The 18,110-nt window shown below is 38.5% G+C and carries 12 protein-coding genes; 5 read left to right on the top strand and 7 right to left on the bottom strand.

The features are described from left to right. Nucleotides 1–8: 8 nt before the first annotated feature. The 4 genes from FG27_RS12090 to FG27_RS12075 form a co-directional block, all read right to left on the bottom strand. Nucleotides 9–434 (bottom strand): hypothetical protein, encoded by a 426-nt coding sequence (locus FG27_RS12090; protein WP_037319429.1) that lies wholly within the window; start codon nucleotides 432–434, stop codon nucleotides 9–11. Nucleotides 435–466: 32 nt separating this feature from the next. Further along, a complete protein-coding gene (locus FG27_RS12085; RefSeq protein ID WP_037319425.1) occupies nucleotides 467–2,299 on the bottom strand; it encodes an ABC transporter ATP-binding protein in 1,833 nt (610 codons plus the stop codon). Between the two features lie 56 nt (nucleotides 2,300–2,355). After that, nucleotides 2,356–3,750, bottom strand: coding sequence for an amidohydrolase family protein (locus FG27_RS12080; protein ID WP_037319423.1), 1,395 nt, complete (start codon nucleotides 3,748–3,750; stop codon nucleotides 2,356–2,358). A 77-nt stretch (nucleotides 3,751–3,827) separates the two neighbouring features. Beyond that, the gene (locus FG27_RS12075; RefSeq protein ID WP_037319420.1) at nucleotides 3,828–7,088 is read right to left on the bottom strand and encodes a S41 family peptidase; all 3,261 of its coding nucleotides are present in this window, start codon (nucleotides 7,086–7,088) and stop codon (nucleotides 3,828–3,830) included. A 165-nt stretch (nucleotides 7,089–7,253) separates the two neighbouring features. On the opposite strand from FG27_RS12075, the gene FG27_RS12070 reads away from it, so the two are divergent. Further along, complete coding sequence (locus FG27_RS12070) at nucleotides 7,254–7,820, top strand: RNA methyltransferase (protein ID WP_037319418.1); 567 nt, start codon at nucleotides 7,254–7,256, stop codon at nucleotides 7,818–7,820. Between the two features lie 12 nt (nucleotides 7,821–7,832). On the opposite strand, the gene folK is transcribed toward FG27_RS12070, so the two are convergent. Continuing rightward, nucleotides 7,833–8,960: a 2-amino-4-hydroxy-6-hydroxymethyldihydropteridine diphosphokinase gene (folK, locus tag FG27_RS12065; protein ID WP_037322235.1), complete on the bottom strand. Its 1,128-nt coding sequence runs from the start codon at nucleotides 8,958–8,960 to the stop codon at nucleotides 7,833–7,835. A gap of 106 nt (nucleotides 8,961–9,066) precedes the next feature. On the opposite strand from folK, the gene FG27_RS12060 reads away from it, so the two are divergent. Both FG27_RS12060 and FG27_RS12055 read left to right on the top strand, forming a co-directional pair. Next, nucleotides 9,067–9,765, top strand: a complete 699-nt coding sequence (locus FG27_RS12060; protein WP_037319416.1) for a queuosine precursor transporter — start codon at nucleotides 9,067–9,069, stop codon at nucleotides 9,763–9,765. Nucleotides 9,766–9,908: 143 nt separating this feature from the next. Further along, on the top strand, nucleotides 9,909–12,587 hold the full coding sequence (locus FG27_RS12055; RefSeq protein WP_037319414.1) for an AsmA-like C-terminal region-containing protein: 2,679 nt from the start codon (nucleotides 9,909–9,911) through the stop codon (nucleotides 12,585–12,587). Between the two features lie 366 nt (nucleotides 12,588–12,953). Here the strand turns inward: FG27_RS12055 and FG27_RS12050 are convergent, their stop codons facing one another. Continuing rightward, nucleotides 12,954–13,748 (bottom strand): DUF2797 domain-containing protein, encoded by a 795-nt coding sequence (locus FG27_RS12050; RefSeq protein ID WP_037322233.1) that lies wholly within the window; start codon nucleotides 13,746–13,748, stop codon nucleotides 12,954–12,956. A gap of 109 nt (nucleotides 13,749–13,857) precedes the next feature. On the opposite strand from FG27_RS12050, the gene FG27_RS12045 reads away from it, so the two are divergent. Beyond that, a complete protein-coding gene (locus FG27_RS12045) occupies nucleotides 13,858–15,372 on the top strand; it encodes a GH3 auxin-responsive promoter family protein (RefSeq protein ID WP_037319412.1) in 1,515 nt (504 codons plus the stop codon). A 77-nt stretch (nucleotides 15,373–15,449) separates the two neighbouring features. Here the strand turns inward: FG27_RS12045 and FG27_RS12040 are convergent, their stop codons facing one another. Next, entirely contained in the window at nucleotides 15,450–17,294 is a 1,845-nt protein-coding gene (locus tag FG27_RS12040) for a T9SS type B sorting domain-containing protein (RefSeq protein WP_051935834.1), read from the bottom strand. A gap of 131 nt (nucleotides 17,295–17,425) precedes the next feature. Between FG27_RS12040 and folE the strand changes: the two genes are divergently transcribed. Beyond that, on the top strand, nucleotides 17,426–18,103 hold the full coding sequence (folE, locus tag FG27_RS12035; RefSeq protein WP_037319410.1) for a GTP cyclohydrolase I FolE: 678 nt from the start codon (nucleotides 17,426–17,428) through the stop codon (nucleotides 18,101–18,103). Nucleotides 18,104–18,110 lie beyond the last annotated feature (7 nt).

Genomic DNA, 18,110 nt, shown 5'->3' with positions numbered 1-18,110 from the left:
CAGTTTGCTTAAAAATTATAACCTGAAATTTTAAGGATTAAACTACCAAAAAACAAAAGTGACCATAAGAAAGTTCGCCACCAATTCTTTACTTCTAAAGTGCGGGTTATTTTTTCGCAAGACTGCTTAGGAGAAATAGAATTATGCAAAGGCACAAAAACTAGAAAAGTCATCGCCCAGATAATAGCGATAATAAGCATGCTGCCCCAGGTATAAAAATTCGGTTGTTGCCATAATTGCCAGGAGGCCACCAACAATTGCGCAATCATTAATGGCCCAACGATTATGCCTATACGCCCGGTATAAATTTTATGCCATTTCCCCAGGTCTTCATTTTTATAATAACACAAGCTCGGATAAATCACCAGTTGCACTACCCAAATTAAGACCACTAAACCGAAATCGAGTAAAAGGCGTATTAATTCAATATTCATGTTTTTTTATCTTCTAGAGTAAGCGAAACCTTTTATTGGTACCCCTGCGCCTGTAGGTTGAACAATTCAGCATATAGTTTATCGTTTTTCATCAATTCCTGATGGGTTCCAATTTCCAGAACAGCACCATTTTTTAAAACCATAATTCTATCGGCTATTCTTACCGTGCTAAAGCGATGGGAAATAATAACCGCTGTTTTTCCTTCAGTTAATTTAATAAACCGGTCAAAAGCTTCGGTTTCGGCGCGTGCATCTAAGGCCGAAGTGGGTTCATCTAAAATCAAAATTTCGGCATCTTTCATATAAGCTCGAGCGATTGCTATTTTTTGCCACTGGCCGCCAGAAAGATCTTTTCCCTGCTTAAAACGTTTACCAAGTTGCTGGTCGTAACCGCGTGGCAAACCGGTAACCACTTCATTTGCCAAACTTTTCTCGGCAGCACTGTCTATTCTTTCCTGGTTTTTAATTTCTTCAATTTCACCCATCGCAATGTTCTCCCGAAGCGTAAGTTCAAATTTCACAAAATCCTGAAAAATCACTCCGAAGTATTGTTGATATTGAGTTTGATTATACTCTTTAACCGGAATATCGTCCAATAGAATTTCTCCTTCAGTAGGTTCATAAAACCGAAGCAGTAATTTGATAAGCGTAGTTTTCCCGGCGCCATTTTCACCTACAAAAGCGAGTTTTTCTCCTGCTTTTAGCTCAAAATTGATATTGCGCACCACCCAGGCTTCAGATTTAGGATATTTAAAGCCTACGTTTTTAAACTCAAATCCTTTTTTAATTTTCTTCGGAAGCGGTAATTTTTCTTTATCTAGATCATCAGAGTATTTAAGATCCAGGAACTCAAAATAGTCCTGGAGATAAAGCGCGCTTTCAGTAATAGCAGTAAACCGGGTAAAAAATCCCTGTAATTTAGATCGTAACCTATTAAAAGACCCGGAAAGAAAAGTAAGATCGCCAAGGCTAAAGATTCCTGCTACGGTTCTAAAAACTATCAAAAGATATGCGCCATAATAAGCTCCCGTTCCTATTACGTTAAAGAGCGAGCCCCAGCCGGCACGTTGTTTTGCCAGTTTTTTACTCATTAAATAATAGGTATCAGAAAGGTTTTTAAAACGATCTGCCAGGTAATTTGAAAGTCCAAATAGTTTCACCTCTTTCGCGGTGACATCGCTGGCACCGGCATAGCGCAAATAATCCAGTTCGCGGCGCTCCTGGGTCCAACTTCGAGCTAAAGAATAACTGGTACCGCTAAACTTAATTTCATTAATTATTGTAGGAACTACCGAAACGACCAATAAAATTATTAGCCAGGGTTCAAAAGCCACAACTCCGGCGAGTAAGGTAAAGATCACCACCAAATCTTCGGCCTGGGTAAGAATATTAGACATTAGCCCTACCCTACCTGTAGTTTGCTGACGGGCACGTTCCAGTTTATCATAGAACTCGGCGTCTTCCAGCTGATCCAGGTTGAGTTCTGAAGTTTTTTTAATGATTCGAACTGAAGTGTCTATGCTATATTGGTCTCCCAACAACCCATCGGTTAAACTAATGGCCCTGCTCATAAGATCTGATAAGATCGCGAGTCCGAATTCAGCACCCACAAGCCACCAGAGTCTTTCCAGGTCTTTGGTTTCAGCAGAAATTTGTAAAACCACCTCATCAATAATCAATTTCCCTACGACCAGAATAATTACCGGCAACACAGCATTTACCGTTCTGGCCAATAAATTAGCATAAAACAGCATGGGATTAACCTTCCTGATCTCTTTAAAAAATCGCGGTACAAATTTTAGGGAATCAAAGCTTCCCTTGAAGGATACTTTATTGGCTTCTAATGATTTTTTCGGTCTTGGCAAGGAGGATTTTTTCTTTGCAAGTTACGGATGAAAAACTGAAAATTTATTAGGAAATATTATCGTAAGTTCTCTAACATAGTATCCAGGCTTTTCCTATCATAGACTCTCCCGCTCTTGATCACAGTATTTATCTTTTTCAAATTATCTATATTTTCCAGCGGATTTTTATCTAAAATTAAAATATCAGCCACTTTTCCTGAAGCGATGCTTCCGTATTCATTGCCCAGATCAAGAAATTCGGGACCATTAATTATAGAGGTTCTTATGGTCTGGGTGTTGCTTAAGCCTGCTTTAGAAAGGGCATTTAGTTCCCCGTGCAAAGATTCGCCGGGATAAACATAAGAATTAAATGCTCCGCAATCTGAACCTGCTAAAAGGCTAACTCCTGCATTTTGCATTGGCTCGATCATTCGGGCACTTATTTCTTCCATTTTCTCACGCATCTTACTGCCGGAAGCTTTGGCCCGTTTTGCTCCTTCTATCCTGCCCTGGTAAGTTTGTTGAATTCCGGGACCAATATAGTTTAACAATGAATCTTGTTGGTGATTTACTTCCAAAATTTCCGCCAGGGTTTTCCCGATATAAAGTGTAGGGGTAACATATACATTTTCTTCACCCATTTTAACAAAAACATCATCGGCAAGTTCAGGATCATAGCTGTCAATTAGCGGTTCTATCATTCCGTAGCCAAGATCGAGTTCAGTAAGGCTACCGGCGGCAGGTGAACAGGCTTTTAACGGATAATACATATGCTCGGCACCATCAAGGCCCAGGGATACGGCTTTCATAAAATCGGCACTCATTGGCATATGCCCAGTGACTTTTAGGCCACGTTTTTCGGTTTCTTCAATGATATTGTAATAATTTTCTGCGGAAAGATTTCCATCATAAGTCTTTACATAATCTACCTCAAGGCTTTCCAGCGAATCCAGTGCAGTAACAACCTCAGCTTCGCTGGTAACTTCTATAGAACCCGGCCAGGCCGGTTTGTCACCATCCAGCTTGGGACCGGAACTAAAAATCCTGGGACCATCTAACTCACCCTTTTCAATTTGATCTTTCCATTTCAAAACACTCGGAGTGATATCGCCACCGGCATCTCTTACCGTGGTAATTCCGTAGGCTAGAAAAAGTGGCAATAGATCTTTGTTTTCTTCTACCAAAGTATCACCACCTCTAAAATGAACGTGATTATCCCAAAGTCCCGGCATCACAAATTTCCCATTAGCATCAATGAGGCGATCAGCAACAAATTGTTCTTTATCAATACTTTTACGAACCGCCACAATTTCTCCGTCAGAAATAAAAATTGATTGGCCTTCGCTTACACTTTCATTCTCTACATTTATAATTCGAGCATTAAGAATAACAAGGTCGTATACTTTGCTTTCTTTATTCTTACAAGATGACAGGGTAATCGCCAGCAATAAGAAATAAGTGAGTTTATTCATTTTTATAAGACTTTTAGACAGAAAACTGGTAATCCAAATTCCCGCTTTCTAAATTTTAGATTATTCGCAAAAGAATATTAGTTATCTGTTTTATCAGGATATACCGGGGAAGGCACTTCTTTCGGCGGGTTTTCCTCCAGCTGTTTCAGCACAATCTCAATGGCTTTTTCCAGTTGAGGATCTCTCCCTTCTATAACTTCTTCCGGCCATTGTTCCACCTCAACATCGGGTGCCACTCCTTCGTTTTCCACCCTAAAACCTTCTTCGGTATAAAAAGCAACATTTGGTGCGGTAACAGAGCCTCCATCTATAAATTCAGGATAACCCAAAACTCCTACCAGGCCGCCCCAGGTAGTTTTCCCGACGATAGTACCCAAATCAAATTTTCTAAACATCCACGGCAGGTAATCACCTCCTGAACCGGCAGTTTCATCGGTAATCATCACTTTTGGTCCTTGTATGGAAGCACTCGGCGATTTTAGGTCCTTCCCATAACGGAATCTCCAGTGCGCCTGCTCTGGTTTTTTAAGAATATCTATAACATAGTCTGCCAACTGGCCACCGCCATTAAAACGTTCATCTACTATAATGGCCTGCTTGTTTGCCTGTGGAAAGAAGTATCGCTTGAAGTATTCGTGCCCTGCCGTCGCAGTATTTGGGACATAAACATAAGCTACTTTACCGTTAGTTGCTTCCTGTACTTTTTGAATATTACCTTCTATCCAGTCGCGGTTTCTTAAAGCCATTTCATTTTCTACCGGAGTAACTTTAACCTTCCGTGAATTTTTCATATTAGGATTTGGACCTACGGTAAGCATCACTATTTTACCTGCGGTATTTTCAAAGTATTTATAAAGATTATCATCTGCATTTAATTCTTCTCCATTTACTGCTAAAAGATAATCGCCTTCTTGCACATCTACTCCCGGCTCGGTAAGGGGAGAACGCAAATTAGGATTCCAATTAAGTCCGCCATAGATTTTCTCGAATCTATATTTGTCATTTTCTATGCTGAAATCTGCACCAAGGAGACCTCCTTTGACAGATTCTTTAGAATGAAGCCTGTCACCTCTACCGGAAAACCGGTGATGCCCAACTCCAAGTTCACTAAACATCCATTCCATCACACGGTAGAGGTCGCTTCGGGAAGTAACATCTCCTATAAAAGGCTCGTATTTTTCTTTCATTTTATCCCAGTCTACGCCGTGCATTCCCGGATCATAAAAGTAGTCTCGATTAACCCTCCAGGCTTCATCAAAAATATTTGGCCATTCGGCTACAGGATCAATTTTAACCTGAATATCGCCGGTATTAAGCGTTCGCTTTTCTTCAATTTTATCAACTTCAGCGACACCCCATTTTTCTTCTGCCTTATAAAGTATCTTTTTTCCATTGGCTGAGATCTCGTAAGAAGTGGCAGGCATTATCTCCTTATTCTCCCTTTCTTTAAGATCATACATATTTAAAGCTCCTTTATTCTGCTCGTGAGGAGGATAAGCTAAATAATAGAGATTTCCTTCCTTTGGTGAACTTAGGTTAGCATATTTACCGGCGGGAAGCGGTACATCTACGATCCTGCTTTCTATTCCCTTGAAATCGATTTTTAAATCGGGAACTTTTACTTCCTTATTTTCTTCTTCAGCTTTTTTCTTTTTTTCTTCTTCCTTTTCGGCTTGCTCTATTTTTTCAACATCATTTTCTCTTGCAAAGGGAGATTCTACATCTTTCTGCAAAGTCACCAGGTAAATAGAACTGGTCATTTCCATATCCTGGTTAGACTGATCAAACCAATTTACCACCGGCCCGGCATCTGTAGAAGCTAGTATATAAAGATATTTTCCGCTGGGATCAAAAACCGGACTGGAAACACTGGAGAATCCGTCAGAAATTGGATAAGATTTATTCTCTGAAAGCGAATACACAAAGGCCTGCTCAAAACTGGTTCCTGTTACTACGGTATAACTTATCCAATTAGAATCGTGAGACCAACTACCAAAAAGATCTCGGAAAACACCGGGCATATAACGCTCATCTTGCGAAACTTTTGTCACTTTTCCTGAGCCTGTATTGAGTACATAAAGATTACGACCATTATCTACGAAACTTATTTTCTTACTATCTGGAGACCACTTCGGATAAGCATAAAAACCTGCACCATCAAGTTTAAATTTTTTAGCCTCTTTTTGTTCGCTTTGATCCTGAACGTGCAGCGCATATTCTCCGCTTTCATCGCTAAAATACGCGATGAATTTTCCATTTGGAGACCACACAGGGTCTTGTTCATGTACTCCAGAAGTTTCGGTTATATTAACCACATCCCCTTTTTCAGCGGGCACCGTTACTATTTCTCCTCTAAAATCCATAACTACTCTTGCCCCGGTAGGCGAAACAGAAGCGCTACGGATGTATTCATCACCCTTTACAAAGCGTGGGCGCAGTTCCAGAAGATCTGTCGCAATCCCAACCTCGATTTTTTCAGTAGTATTACTTTCCGGATTATAGGTATGCAGATATCCGGCTTGCTCAAAAATGATTTCATCATTTCCTGCGGAAAGATCTAAAACCGGGAAATCTTCATAATTGGTAAGTTGAATAACCTCCTGGGAATTCATATCATAACTGTACAAATTAAATTCCCCATTCCTGTCACTCCTAAAATAAACTTTCTCATCCAGCCATTGCGGTCTTGTATCGTTGCTTCCACCTTCCGGTTTTGGGACCTCGGTAACAGAATGGTCATTGGTATCATAAATCCAAATTCGGGAAGCAGTACCACCGCGATAATACTTCCATTGGTTAAAAGGCTCGTAAAGGGGGGTATAGGCAATATACTTTCCATCATCAGAATAATCTGCCCAAAAAGCATTTGGGATTTCCAATTCCTTAACCTGGCCACCATTTACTGAAACCTCAAAAAGTTTCATATATCTATTTGTAAAAACACTACGCTGAGAACCAAATAGTATAGCAGAACCATCTGGGGTAAAACCACGAACCAGGTCGTTGCCGGGGTGCCAGCTGAGTCGCTCCGGTACTCCCCCATTAGCAGAAACCACATACACATCGGTATTGCCGTCATATTCAGCGTTAAACGCTATCAAACTTCCGTCTGGGGAAAAAACAGGATTAGACTCAATGCCATCGTCTACCGTGAGACGTTTTGGCGAAGAGCCATCCTTGTTAGCCACCCAGAGATCTTCAGCATAAATAAAAGCGATTTGAGAATCACTCATCGCCGGTTTTGAAAGTAATCGGGTATCATCTTTATTAATATCCTGGGCTGCAAGAGAGAAGGACAGGAAGAAAAAAAGTAGCAGGGAAGAAGTTTTATTTATCATATTAGAGAAATATTTTATCGTTTACTAATATAAAACTAAAATGTAAATAACCTATGACGCCCGGTAATGGTAAAATGTTGAAATTAGCAATCCCTGGCTTATCAACCCCAGTCTTTTTAAACTTAAATTAATTTATTTCTTTACATTCCTATTAATTTTGCCGCTATGGAAAACCGAAAATTAAAAAACAGCGAATTAGATCGTAAATCAGTACAAGAATTTAAGGAAGCTGAAAAAACACCTATTATTGTGATTTTAGACAATATTAGAAGCTTAAATAATATTGGATCGGTTTTTCGAAGTGCCGATGCTTTTTTAATTGAAAATATTTACCTGTGTGGTATTACCGCTCAACCACCACATAAAGACATTCAAAAAACTGCTCTGGGTGCCACAGAAACCGTAGCCTGGGAATATTTTGAAAATACGCTGGAGGTAGTTGAAAAACTTCAAAAAGAGAAAACAAAGGTATTTTCAATTGAACAAGCTGAAGGCTCGGTGATGCTAAATGATTTTAAAGCTCAACCGGGTGAAAAAATCGCCGTGGTTTTTGGAAACGAAGTAAAAGGCGTACAACAAGAAGTGGTTTCGGCGAGTGATGGGATTATTGAAATCCCACAATTGGGAAGTAAACATTCGCTAAATATTGCAGTTAGTGTGGGCGTGGTTCTATGGGATCTATTTTCTAAAATAACCACCAATAATCGCGAGCAATCTTATATGGCTCACTAAAAGCTTCTCTGATTAAGCTTTGATTTCTTCCAAAATAGAAAGATAATCGGCACGGTTGTTTACAAAGTCTTTCCCTGAAATATCTATAATTTGCACCTTCATATTGGTTTGGGTCTTTATAAAATTCAGGTAACTTTTATTGATTTCCACTAAATAATCTGGCTGAATATTCTGCTCGTAATCACGACCGCGAGCCTTGATATTCTCCAATAGTCGATCTGTATTTTGATAGAGATAAATGTATAAATCTGGTTTTACCAATTCCTTGTACATTAAATGAAAAAGCTTGTGATATAAAGCATATTCGTCTTCGTGCAGCGTGATTTTAGCAAAAATCAATGACTTAAAAACATCATAATCTGAGATCACAAAATCTTTAAAAAGATCATACTGCGCCAGATCATCTGATAGCTGTTGGTAACGATCGGCCAGAAAAGACATTTCCAATGGAAAAGCATACCGCTCTTTGTTCTCGTAGAATTTTGGTAAAAACGGATTGTCTTTAAACCTTTCTAAAATGAGTTTCGCATTAAAATCTTCTGAAACCATTGTAGAAAAACTGGTTTTCCCCGCTCCAATATTTCCTTCAACCGCGATATAATTCAGTTTGTTTAAATTGAAGGCTTTTTTAGGAACTTCAAGCTTTTCAGAAATCACTTTTATTTCTGAATTGTCCTCCACCCGTTTCAGTAATTTTTCAATAGAAACTTTAAAAATGGGATGGTTTTCCTTAGCAGCGATATCGGCTAAGGGTAACAACACAAATTTTCGGTTTTGCATTGCAGGATGCGGCACTATCAAATCTGAGGTTTCTAAAATTTCATCCTCAAAAAGAAGAATATCCAGGTCCAGGCTTCGGTTTTGGTAATTTTTCGCATCAGAGCGAACTCGCCCGGCATCAGCTTCAATCTTTAATAATTTCCGAAGAATTTCTTCCGCAGAAAACCTTGTAGAAACTGCAATACAGGCGTTTAAAAAAGCATTGCCCTCAAAACCCCAGGCAGGTGTTTCATAAACCTGCGATACCTGTTGCACCTCGCCAATTTCTAAATATATTTTATGCAGTGCATTTTGTAGAAGCTCAAAGCGGTTGCCCACATTGCTTCCCAGGGCGATATGTACTATTTTTGGGGAATTCAAACTAACTGAAGAAAAATTATTAAAGCTTATCCTGTAAATTTCACAGCAAATTAAGTAAAACAAAATCACATACCCCTAATTTTGTAGGAAGACTTAAAAAATAAATTTGGCTAAACTTTTACTGAAAGACAAACTCGCGGCACAGCGCGTATATTTAATATTGGCCGGGCTTTTTATCGCCTCCCTGGTTGTTTCGAACCTAATATTTCAGAAATTCTTTAGCTGGGATTTTTTTGGACTCTATACGTTTGAAATTTCTGTGGGAATTTTACCATATCCGGTTACTTTTTTGATCACCGATATTATTAGCGAGATTTACGGTAAGAAAAAAGCCAACCAGGTAGTAACCACAGGAATTTTTGCTTCGTTCTTTTCTTTATTGATAATTTACACTGCAGATGCAGTGCCAGCTACCGAATGGTCTCCCATAGGCGACGATTTGTTTACACAGGTTTTTGGCGCTACCACTATTGCCGTTTTTGCCTCAATGGTTGCCTATTTATTGGCACAGTATATAGATATTCACTTATTCCATTTTTGGAAAAGATTGACCAAAGGAAAACATTTATGGCTCCGGAATAACTTTTCTACCTTTCTCTCGCAGTTTGTAGATACGTTTTCGGTCTTGTTTTTGCTCTGTAGTTTTAATAAAATTGAATGGGAGTTATTTGGCGCACTTTTACTTAGCGGATTTTTATTTAAAGTAATTGTTGCCGCACTGGATACGCCCCTGCTCTACGCTTCGGTATTTGCTTTTAGAAAGCGATTTAAACTGAAGCAGGGAGAAGAATTAAAATATGATTAATTTAAATAAACCAGTTTAATTGGTTTGAATTAAATAATATAGAAATAAAACCAGCATGCTGCTGGTCCCAAAGATTGGTAATTCACAGGATAAAAATAAAAGCCTGTGTCTAATTCCAGGACTGGGATAAAAATTTTTAAGTGATGAAGAAAGTATTTAAAATAATTGGTATTGTATTGCTGGTAATTGTAGTAATACTGATTGCAGCGCCGTTTTTGTTTGAATCACAAATAAAAGATTATGTGAGAAAAACCGCCAACGAAAGTGTGGATGCACAAGTAGAATTTAGCGACATTAGCCTCAGTTTTTTTAGGAGTTTTCCACAGGCTACGGTGGTAATTGAGAATTTTAGCGTAATAAATAACGAACCATTTAAAGGCGATACCCTTGCCATTGGGGAAGAATTACAGCTGGAAATGTCTATTAAAGAATTATTCAAAGGTGCCGACGAGCCAAAAGTGCTGGATGATATTAAGATCAATAATACTTTTTTAAATATTAAAGTAGATTCTTTAGGAAACGCCAACTACGATATTGCAATTGAAGATACCACCGGTGCAGCTGCAGATTCGGCTTCTACCGGATTTAGCTTCGATCTTAAACATTATGAAATTAATAACTCCCGGGTAAAATATTTAGATGAAGGCCAAAAACTTTTACTGGATGTAGAAGAATTAAATCACCAGGGAACCGGGGATTTTTCTTTAGCTGAAAGCGAACTGGATACCGAATCTACAGCGCTGGTTTCATTAGATTTTGACGGCGTAAATTATTTAAATCGAAACAAGGTTTCTCTTGACGCGGTAATCCAAATGGATTTAGAAAATATGCGCTATACATTTCTTGAAAATGAAGCCACGATTAATCAATTACCCCTAACTTTTGAAGGATTTGTGCAGGTAAATGAAGACAATAATGAGATAGATCTAAGCTTCCAAACGCCTTCTTCAGACTTTAAAAACTTCCTTGCTGTTATTCCTGAAACCTATGCAAAGAATATAGAGAACGTTGAAACCAATGGCGATTTCATCGTAAATGGAAAAATACAGGGAATTATAGACGATACTTATATTCCTAAAATGGATATTAAAGTGAGTTCTAATAACGCCTCTTTTAAATACCCCGATCTTCCTAAAAGTGTTGAGGATATTAACCTTGATCTCCAGGTTTTAAATGAAACCGGACTTTTAGAAGACACTTACCTTACTTTTGATAATGTAACTTTTAGAATAGATCAGGACAGATTTGCCACAAATGGCAGCGTAAAAAATCTGATGGGAAATATGCTTGTAGATATGGCTCTTAAGGGCACGCTTAATTTAGCCAACCTGGAGCAGGCCTATCCGCTGGAACTGAAACAAGATCTCAACGGAATTCTAACCGCCGATGTCACCACCCAATTTGATATGAATTCTATAGAAAAAGAACAATATCAAAATGTAAAAAGTAGCGGTACAGCCAGTATTAAAAATTTTAGTTATAAATCGCCTGAAATTCCCAATGAGGTGAAGATCGCCAACGCGACAATGAATTTTAACCAGGGTAACGTGCGTGTTCCCGAATTAAAACTTACCACGGGGCAAACAGATATTACAGCTTCGGGAAATATTGAAAACCTAATGGGCTTTCTATTTACCGAACAAAACCTAAAAGGAAAATTCAAAGTAGATTCTGATGTTTTTGCCATCAACGATTTCATGATTGCTGAAACAGAAACCGCAACCGAAGAAACATCAAACCAGAGTGCTACTGAAACCACTAATGAAGCAGTAAAAATCCCTTCTTTTCTGGATACCGAACTTGCCTTTATTGTAAACACGGTAATTTATGATGACCTTGAACTGAAGGATGCAAAAGGAACTATAATCCTGCGTGACGAAACTGCCACTTTACAAAACATAACCACTAATATTTTTGGCGGAAATATCGCCCTGGCAGGAAATGTTTCTACCAAAGGAGCAACACCAACTTTTGATATGGACCTCGCGCTAAATGCGCTAAATATCGCTGAATCCTTCAACGGATTGGAGATGTTACAGGGACTTGCTCCGGTAGCCCAGGCATTACAGGGTAAATTGCAGACCAACCTTAAATTAAATGGAAATTTAAATAACGATCTTACTCCGCAGCTATCTACCCTTGCCGGGAATGCACTTGCAGAAATACTAACTGCTGAGGTGAATCCTGAAAAACTAGCTTTGCTTTCCCGTTTAGATCAGCAATTAGACTTTATAAATTTAAAAGATATTGACCTGGATAAACTTAAAACGCGTTTGACCTTTAACGATGGTATGGTGCAAATTGAACCTTTCAACTTTAATGTAGAAGGAGTGAATGTGGAAGTTTCCGGTAGTCACGGATTTGATATGAATATGAATTACAATCTTAATTTGGATGTACCTGCAAGGTTGTTAGGTAGCCAGGTAGGGAATGCACTTAGCAAGTTAAGTGGAGATGAAATACGAAATATGACCGTTGCACTGCCAATTGGTTTAAAAGGAACTTTTCAAAACCCTCAGATTAATGTGAATATGCAGCAAGCGGTAACCAACCTTAGTCAACGCATTGTTGCAAAGCAAAAAGAAAACCTGCAGGAACGTGGGCAGGATGCGATAAGGGATATAATTAATAAGCAAACCGGAAACCGAAATCAGAAACCAAAAAGCGATACAACCGCAGTACAGGACTCAACACAAACCCAAACTCCTCAAACTGAACAAAAACCTAAAAATCAGGAGGAACAGGTTAAAGATGCCGCTAGAAATATTTTAGGCGGGATTTTAAAGAAAAATCAGAAGAAAAAAGATACTACAGGCAAATAAAAATAGAACCCTCACGCTTTCCAGTATTTTTTGGAAATTGTGAGGGTTTATTATTACTGTCATTGCGAGGAGACGCAGTCTACGTGGCAATCTTTCAACTAATAGTTATTCAATAATATAGAGATTACTTCTCCCGATAAAAATCGGGATCGTAATGACGACTATAATCTTGAAAGGAAATATTAAGATTTCTCTTTCAGTAAAAATGTTTAAAAAATCGTCATTGCGAAGAAGGAACAACTGGAGCTATCTGGAAATCCAATGAGTACTTATCACGTTTTCGTAGGATGCTAACGTGTTTTAATTATCCTCATGTTAGATGCTGAAATAAATTCAGCATAACGTGCTTCTATCAGATATATTCAATTAAAGCACACCTAACTCCACCACAAAACCTTCGTGGGCGCGGACGTTAAAAACGGTGCCGTCTTCAAAAATTAGATACTGTCCTTTTATTCCTTTTAAAACGCCTTCGTAAAATGGGTTTTTGCCAAGATTAAGCGTTTTTATTTTCTTGGGAAATTCCAAAACAGGAAAGTCAATTTCAAGTTCCTTTCTATCAGCCAGGTAATACTCTTTAGCTTCGTCGGGAATAAAATCTTTTAGTTTATCGCGTTCTTCGGCAAGGTTAAGATCTAAAACATCGTTGGTCAACATTTTTCGCCAATTGGTTTTATCTGAAACGTGACTTTTTAGTGCAACTTCGGTGATCCCTGCGAGATACCTATTGGGCACTTCAACAATCTCAATAGCTTCATGCGCACCCTGGTCTATCCAACGGGTGGGAATTTGCGTTTTTCGGGTTACGCCAACTTTTACATTGCTGGAATTTGCTAAATACACTACGTGCGGTTGCAATTGCGCCTGCTTTTCAAAATCCAGGTCACGATCTTCTTCATCTAAATGGGCTTTACTAAGTTCGGGACTCATAATCCAGTCGCCCGCTTGTGGGATAGAAGTAAAACAATCGTAACAATAGCCCTGGCGAAATATTTTTTTTTGCAATCCACAATTTAAACACTGAAAACGAAGAAAATTAAGACTTATTTTCTTCCCGAGAATCTGGTTCATATTTATAAAATCGTCTTCAAAAATGAGGTAATACTGCACCTTATCGGTGATCTCAGTTCTCATTTTTCTAAACACCCCTTCGTATCTCATCTTTTTTTCCCTATTTTTATCCGAAGTTGATTTGTAAGCTTCGAAGTTTAAATTAATTTTAGCCAGCCAACCAGCTGAAGCATTGTCAGCGATAAAGATATAAAGAATAATGCCAATTCCATTAGTAAACTCCATTGCTTCGTGGTTCCTCAAGAAGCGAATTCACCAGATGGAGTTATTTATAAAATACCCGCACGAGGTTCAGCATGAGTTGCTTAAAAATCTAATTTCAAAAGCAAAACACACTGAAATTGGCAAAAAATATAACTTCGCAGAAATAAAAAACCATAACCAATTTGCCAATAGAGTTCCCATCCAAAAATATGAAGATTACGAGTCTTGTATTGAACGTAGTCGCCAGGGAGAAACTAATATTTTTTGGCCAACTCCTATTAAATGGTTTGCAAAATCCAGCGGAACTACCAGCGCAAAAAGTAAATTTATCCCGGTAAGTGAAGACTCCCTGGAGCATTGCCATTATAACGCAGGCAAAGATCTACTTTGCATGTATTTAAATAACAATCCGCAGTCCCAACTTTTCACCGGAAAAAGTTTGAGATTAGGTGGCAGTAAAGAAATTTATAAGAATAATGGTACGGCTTACGGTGATCTTTCGGCTATTTTAATTGCTAATATGCCATTTTGGGCAGAATTTAGCAGCACGCCCAGCAACGAAGTTTCCCTTATGAACGATTGGGAAGTAAAAATGCAGGCTATTGTAAATGAAACCATTAAAGAAAATGTGACCAGCCTGGCCGGAGTTCCCAGTTGGATGTTGGTTTTACTGAATAATATTTTAGAAACCACAGGAAAAGAAAACCTATTTGAGGTTTGGCCTCACTTAGAAGTTTATTTTCACGGCGGGGTAAGTTTTGACCCTTATGCACCGCAATACCAAAAGATTTTGCCCAAGGAAGATTTCAGGTTTTATGAGATCTATAATGCTTCAGAAGGATTTTTTGCCTGCCAGGATCAAAACGATTCTAAAGAACTTCTTCTGATGCTGGATTACGGAATTTACTACGAGTTTATTCCTATGGATAGCTACGGAAGCGAAAATGAAAAAGCAATTCCACTGGCTGAAGTTGAAACCGGAAAAAATTATGCGGTGGTAATAACCACAAATGCAGGTTTATGGCGCTATAAGATAGGCGATACCGTTAAGTTCACTTCTACCAGCCCTTATCGTATAAAAGTAACCGGTAGAACCAAACATCATATTAATGTTTTTGGGGAAGAATTAATTATTGAAAATGCGGAAGCGGCTTTGAAAAAGACTTCCCTGGTTACTAATTGCGAAATCATAGATTATACCGTTGCTCCTATTTTTATGGAAGGAAAAGAAAAAGGGGCACACGAGTGGATTATAGAATTTAAAAATCCGCCGAAAGATTTTGAGAAATTCAGGTATGAACTAGATTTGGCTTTACAACAGGTTAATAGCGATTATGAAGCTAAGCGATACAATAACATGACGCTAAATATGCCGAAAATTCACCAGGCACGCGAGAAACTTTTTTATGATTGGTTAAAGAAAAACGATAAACTGGGCGGCCAACATAAAATCCCGAGACTTTCTAACTCCAGGAATTATGTAGAGGAATTGTTGGGGATGAACAGGTAGTTGCGTCATCCTGAACTTGTTTCAGGATCTAAGAAGATTAGAAGCTGAAACAAGTTCAGCTTGACGAGAAAAGACATTTACCTTTTCAATGTGAAATTAGCTCCAAAATGATCACGGGTGCCATTGTTCGTCTTGAACTCTACCCTAAACCAGTAATCGTTGGAGGGTAAAGACCTTCCGTTATAGGTACCGTCCCAACCTTCGCCACCGGGGGTTAATTCTTTAATTAATTTCCCGTAGCGATCAAAAATATAAAGTTTTAGAATTTGGATCTCATCGGTATTTTCAATATTCCAGGAATCATTATATCCATCCCCATTTGGTGTGAAGAAACGCGGATAGCCCACCAGGAAAAATTCTTCAGAAAAGGTAATTCCGCAGCCATTAATCTCGCGAGCACTTATACTATGATTTCCGGGGCTTAAGTTTCTAAACACAGGGCTTTCCTGCCAAAGGCCATCATCAGCCCGGTATTCGTAAGAAGTCGTTTGGCTTCCCACCCCTCCGGTTGCTTCAGCGGTAATTATATAACCGCCGGTAAAATCGCTTCCTTCAATTTCTACAGAAACTGCTTCGGGTCTTGAATAGGTTAAAAGTGTAGTTTCAAATTCTTCACTACAATTAGAACGAGTATCGGTGACAATAAGTGATAGTTCACTGAATTCTGGGGTTTGAGAGAAATTTAAAATTGCTTCAGTGCTAAGAGTATTTCCTTCAGCTATCCATTCATAATCATAATCTTCGCCCAAATCTTCACCAATTCCCGATTGTTCGATTACAGAACCATCTAAGTTTACACATCTTACGGTTTCTTCCGGTAGGAAATTTTCAGGAAGAAATTCTAAGACTACATTAAATGAAACCACTTCTGAGAGACAACCACTTTCCACACCTTCTACTTGCACAAATAATTGGCGTGTTGCCTCAATTGGAAATGCCGTAGTGTTGGTAATTGGATTTTCATCTTCTAAATCCTGGGTAGATTCGTAAAAATTAACAGTATAATCTTCTTCGGAAGTATTTCCGACAAGAATTTCCTCTGAAGCATCGGTTAAATTTATAGTATTTTGGTTAGGATCACAGATATACAAATCTTCCGGAGTATTAGCTACTGGTTCATCATAAAAAGTGACCTCGATCTCGTCTTCATCGGCCTGTTCGGTAATATTTTCGTACACAATTACTTTATAGCGACCTGAATCTGTTACGCTTAAAGTGGGGTTTTCTTCATTTGGAAGAATCTCAAAATTGTTTGTTGCCTCATCAAGCTTATACCATTCGTAACGCCCAACTCCATCTGTAGTGGCATCTAAAATAGTTTCATTTTCATCACAAAGAAACCTGTCTGGGCCCAATACTTCATCTAAAATCCCACAATCTGTAGAACCGGAATTAGCCTGATCGGCATTGGTTTGCCGCAGACTTATAAAACCAGGTAGTTCATCATAATTGGTAATTAAAACTACATATACCTGGCCACTTTCAGCATTAGGAATACTCATTTGTTCCACGGCATCAGGATCGTAACTACAGTCAATTATATTACTGGTACTTAAAGATTCGTTGGAACAATAATCATCTGTTCGTTCAAAAGGTCCCCATACAATAAAATCTACATCATATTGAGCGCCACTCCCGTCTTCATTTTGAAATTGAGAAATATTAAAATTCAGGTTTCCAGATTCTTCCACTTGTAGATAAAACCAGGCAGGGTAAGGTTGCGACAATAAACAGCCATAATCTGGCCCGGGCTCCCCATTTACAACACTGCTGTTATTGGCATTAGAATTAGGAAAAACCAATTCCTCATTACCGGCGCAAAATGGATCTAAACTTTCGCAAGAACTTCCCTGGGCAAAAACCACCTGCATACTTCCGTAAAGAAGAAAAATACAAAAGAGAAGTAGGGATCCTTTTTTCATAATAGGTTTAAGAAGTTACAAAATAACGAATATCTATTTAAACCCCGGCTTTTATGATTACATAAAAACCTATTAAATATGTATCTTTGCAAGCCAAACAATCGGTTTACGACTATTATTGTAAAAACGGTATGAAAATAGACAAAATTTTGAATGAAATTGATGAGCAGGGAGATGCTCACGCTGGCAGCAGTGCAGAGACCCCTATTCGCGAAGATGCTTTTGATTTGAGCAATATTGAAAAAGTAGCGCTCATCAATAAAGATGTAAAACACATTATGGAAACTCTAGGCCTGGATCTTACTGATGACAGCCTAAAAGGAACCCCACAACGGGTGGCAAAAATGTTTGTAAATGAGATTTTTGCAGGCCTGGATCCTGAAAAAAAACCTATTGCATCTACTTTTGAAAACAAGTATAAATATGGCGAAATGCTGGTAGAAAAGAATATTACCGTTTATTCTACCTGCGAACACCACTTGCTTCCTATAGTTGGAAAAGCTCACGTAGCCTATATTTCTAAAGGCCGTGTTATCGGGCTTTCAAAAATGAACCGAATTGTAGATTATTTCGCAAAAAGACCACAGGTACAGGAGCGAATGACGATGCAAATTGTTCAGGAACTACAAAAAGCTTTGGGTACACCAGATGTTGCCTGCGTTGTTGATGCCAAGCACCTTTGCGTGAACAGCCGCGGAATTAGAGATATAGACAGTAGCACCGTAACCAGTGAATTTGGCGGAGCTTTCAAAGAAAAATCTATAAAAAGAGAATTCCTTGACTATATAAAATTAGACACTACTTTTTAAAAATTTT

This window comes from Salegentibacter sp. Hel_I_6 (genome assembly GCF_000745315.1).
In the GTDB taxonomy this organism is placed as follows: Bacteria; Bacteroidota; Bacteroidia; order Flavobacteriales; family Flavobacteriaceae; genus Salegentibacter.
The sequence above is the reverse complement of the archived record's forward strand: the minus strand, read 5'-3'. Positions and strand labels throughout refer to the sequence as shown.

Coding starts and splice junctions, on each gene's coding strand:
- FG27_RS12080 (WP_037319423.1), bottom strand. CDS start 3,750: ATGAATAAACTCACTTATTTCTTATTGCTGGCGATTACCCTGTCATCT.
- FG27_RS12050 (WP_037322233.1), bottom strand. CDS start 13,748: ATGAGATACGAAGGGGTGTTTAGAAAAATGAGAACTGAGATCACCGAT.
- folE (WP_037319410.1), top strand. CDS start 17,426: ATGAAAATAGACAAAATTTTGAATGAAATTGATGAGCAGGGAGATGCT.
- FG27_RS12045 (WP_037319412.1), top strand. CDS start 13,858: ATGCCAATTCCATTAGTAAACTCCATTGCTTCGTGGTTCCTCAAGAAG.
- FG27_RS12055 (WP_037319414.1), top strand. CDS start 9,909: ATGAAGAAAGTATTTAAAATAATTGGTATTGTATTGCTGGTAATTGTA.
- FG27_RS12040 (WP_051935834.1), bottom strand. CDS start 17,294: ATGAAAAAAGGATCCCTACTTCTCTTTTGTATTTTTCTTCTTTACGGA.
- FG27_RS12075 (WP_037319420.1), bottom strand. CDS start 7,088: ATGATAAATAAAACTTCTTCCCTGCTACTTTTTTTCTTCCTGTCCTTC.
- FG27_RS12090 (WP_037319429.1), bottom strand. CDS start 434: ATGAATATTGAATTAATACGCCTTTTACTCGATTTCGGTTTAGTGGTC.
- FG27_RS12070 (WP_037319418.1), top strand. CDS start 7,254: ATGGAAAACCGAAAATTAAAAAACAGCGAATTAGATCGTAAATCAGTA.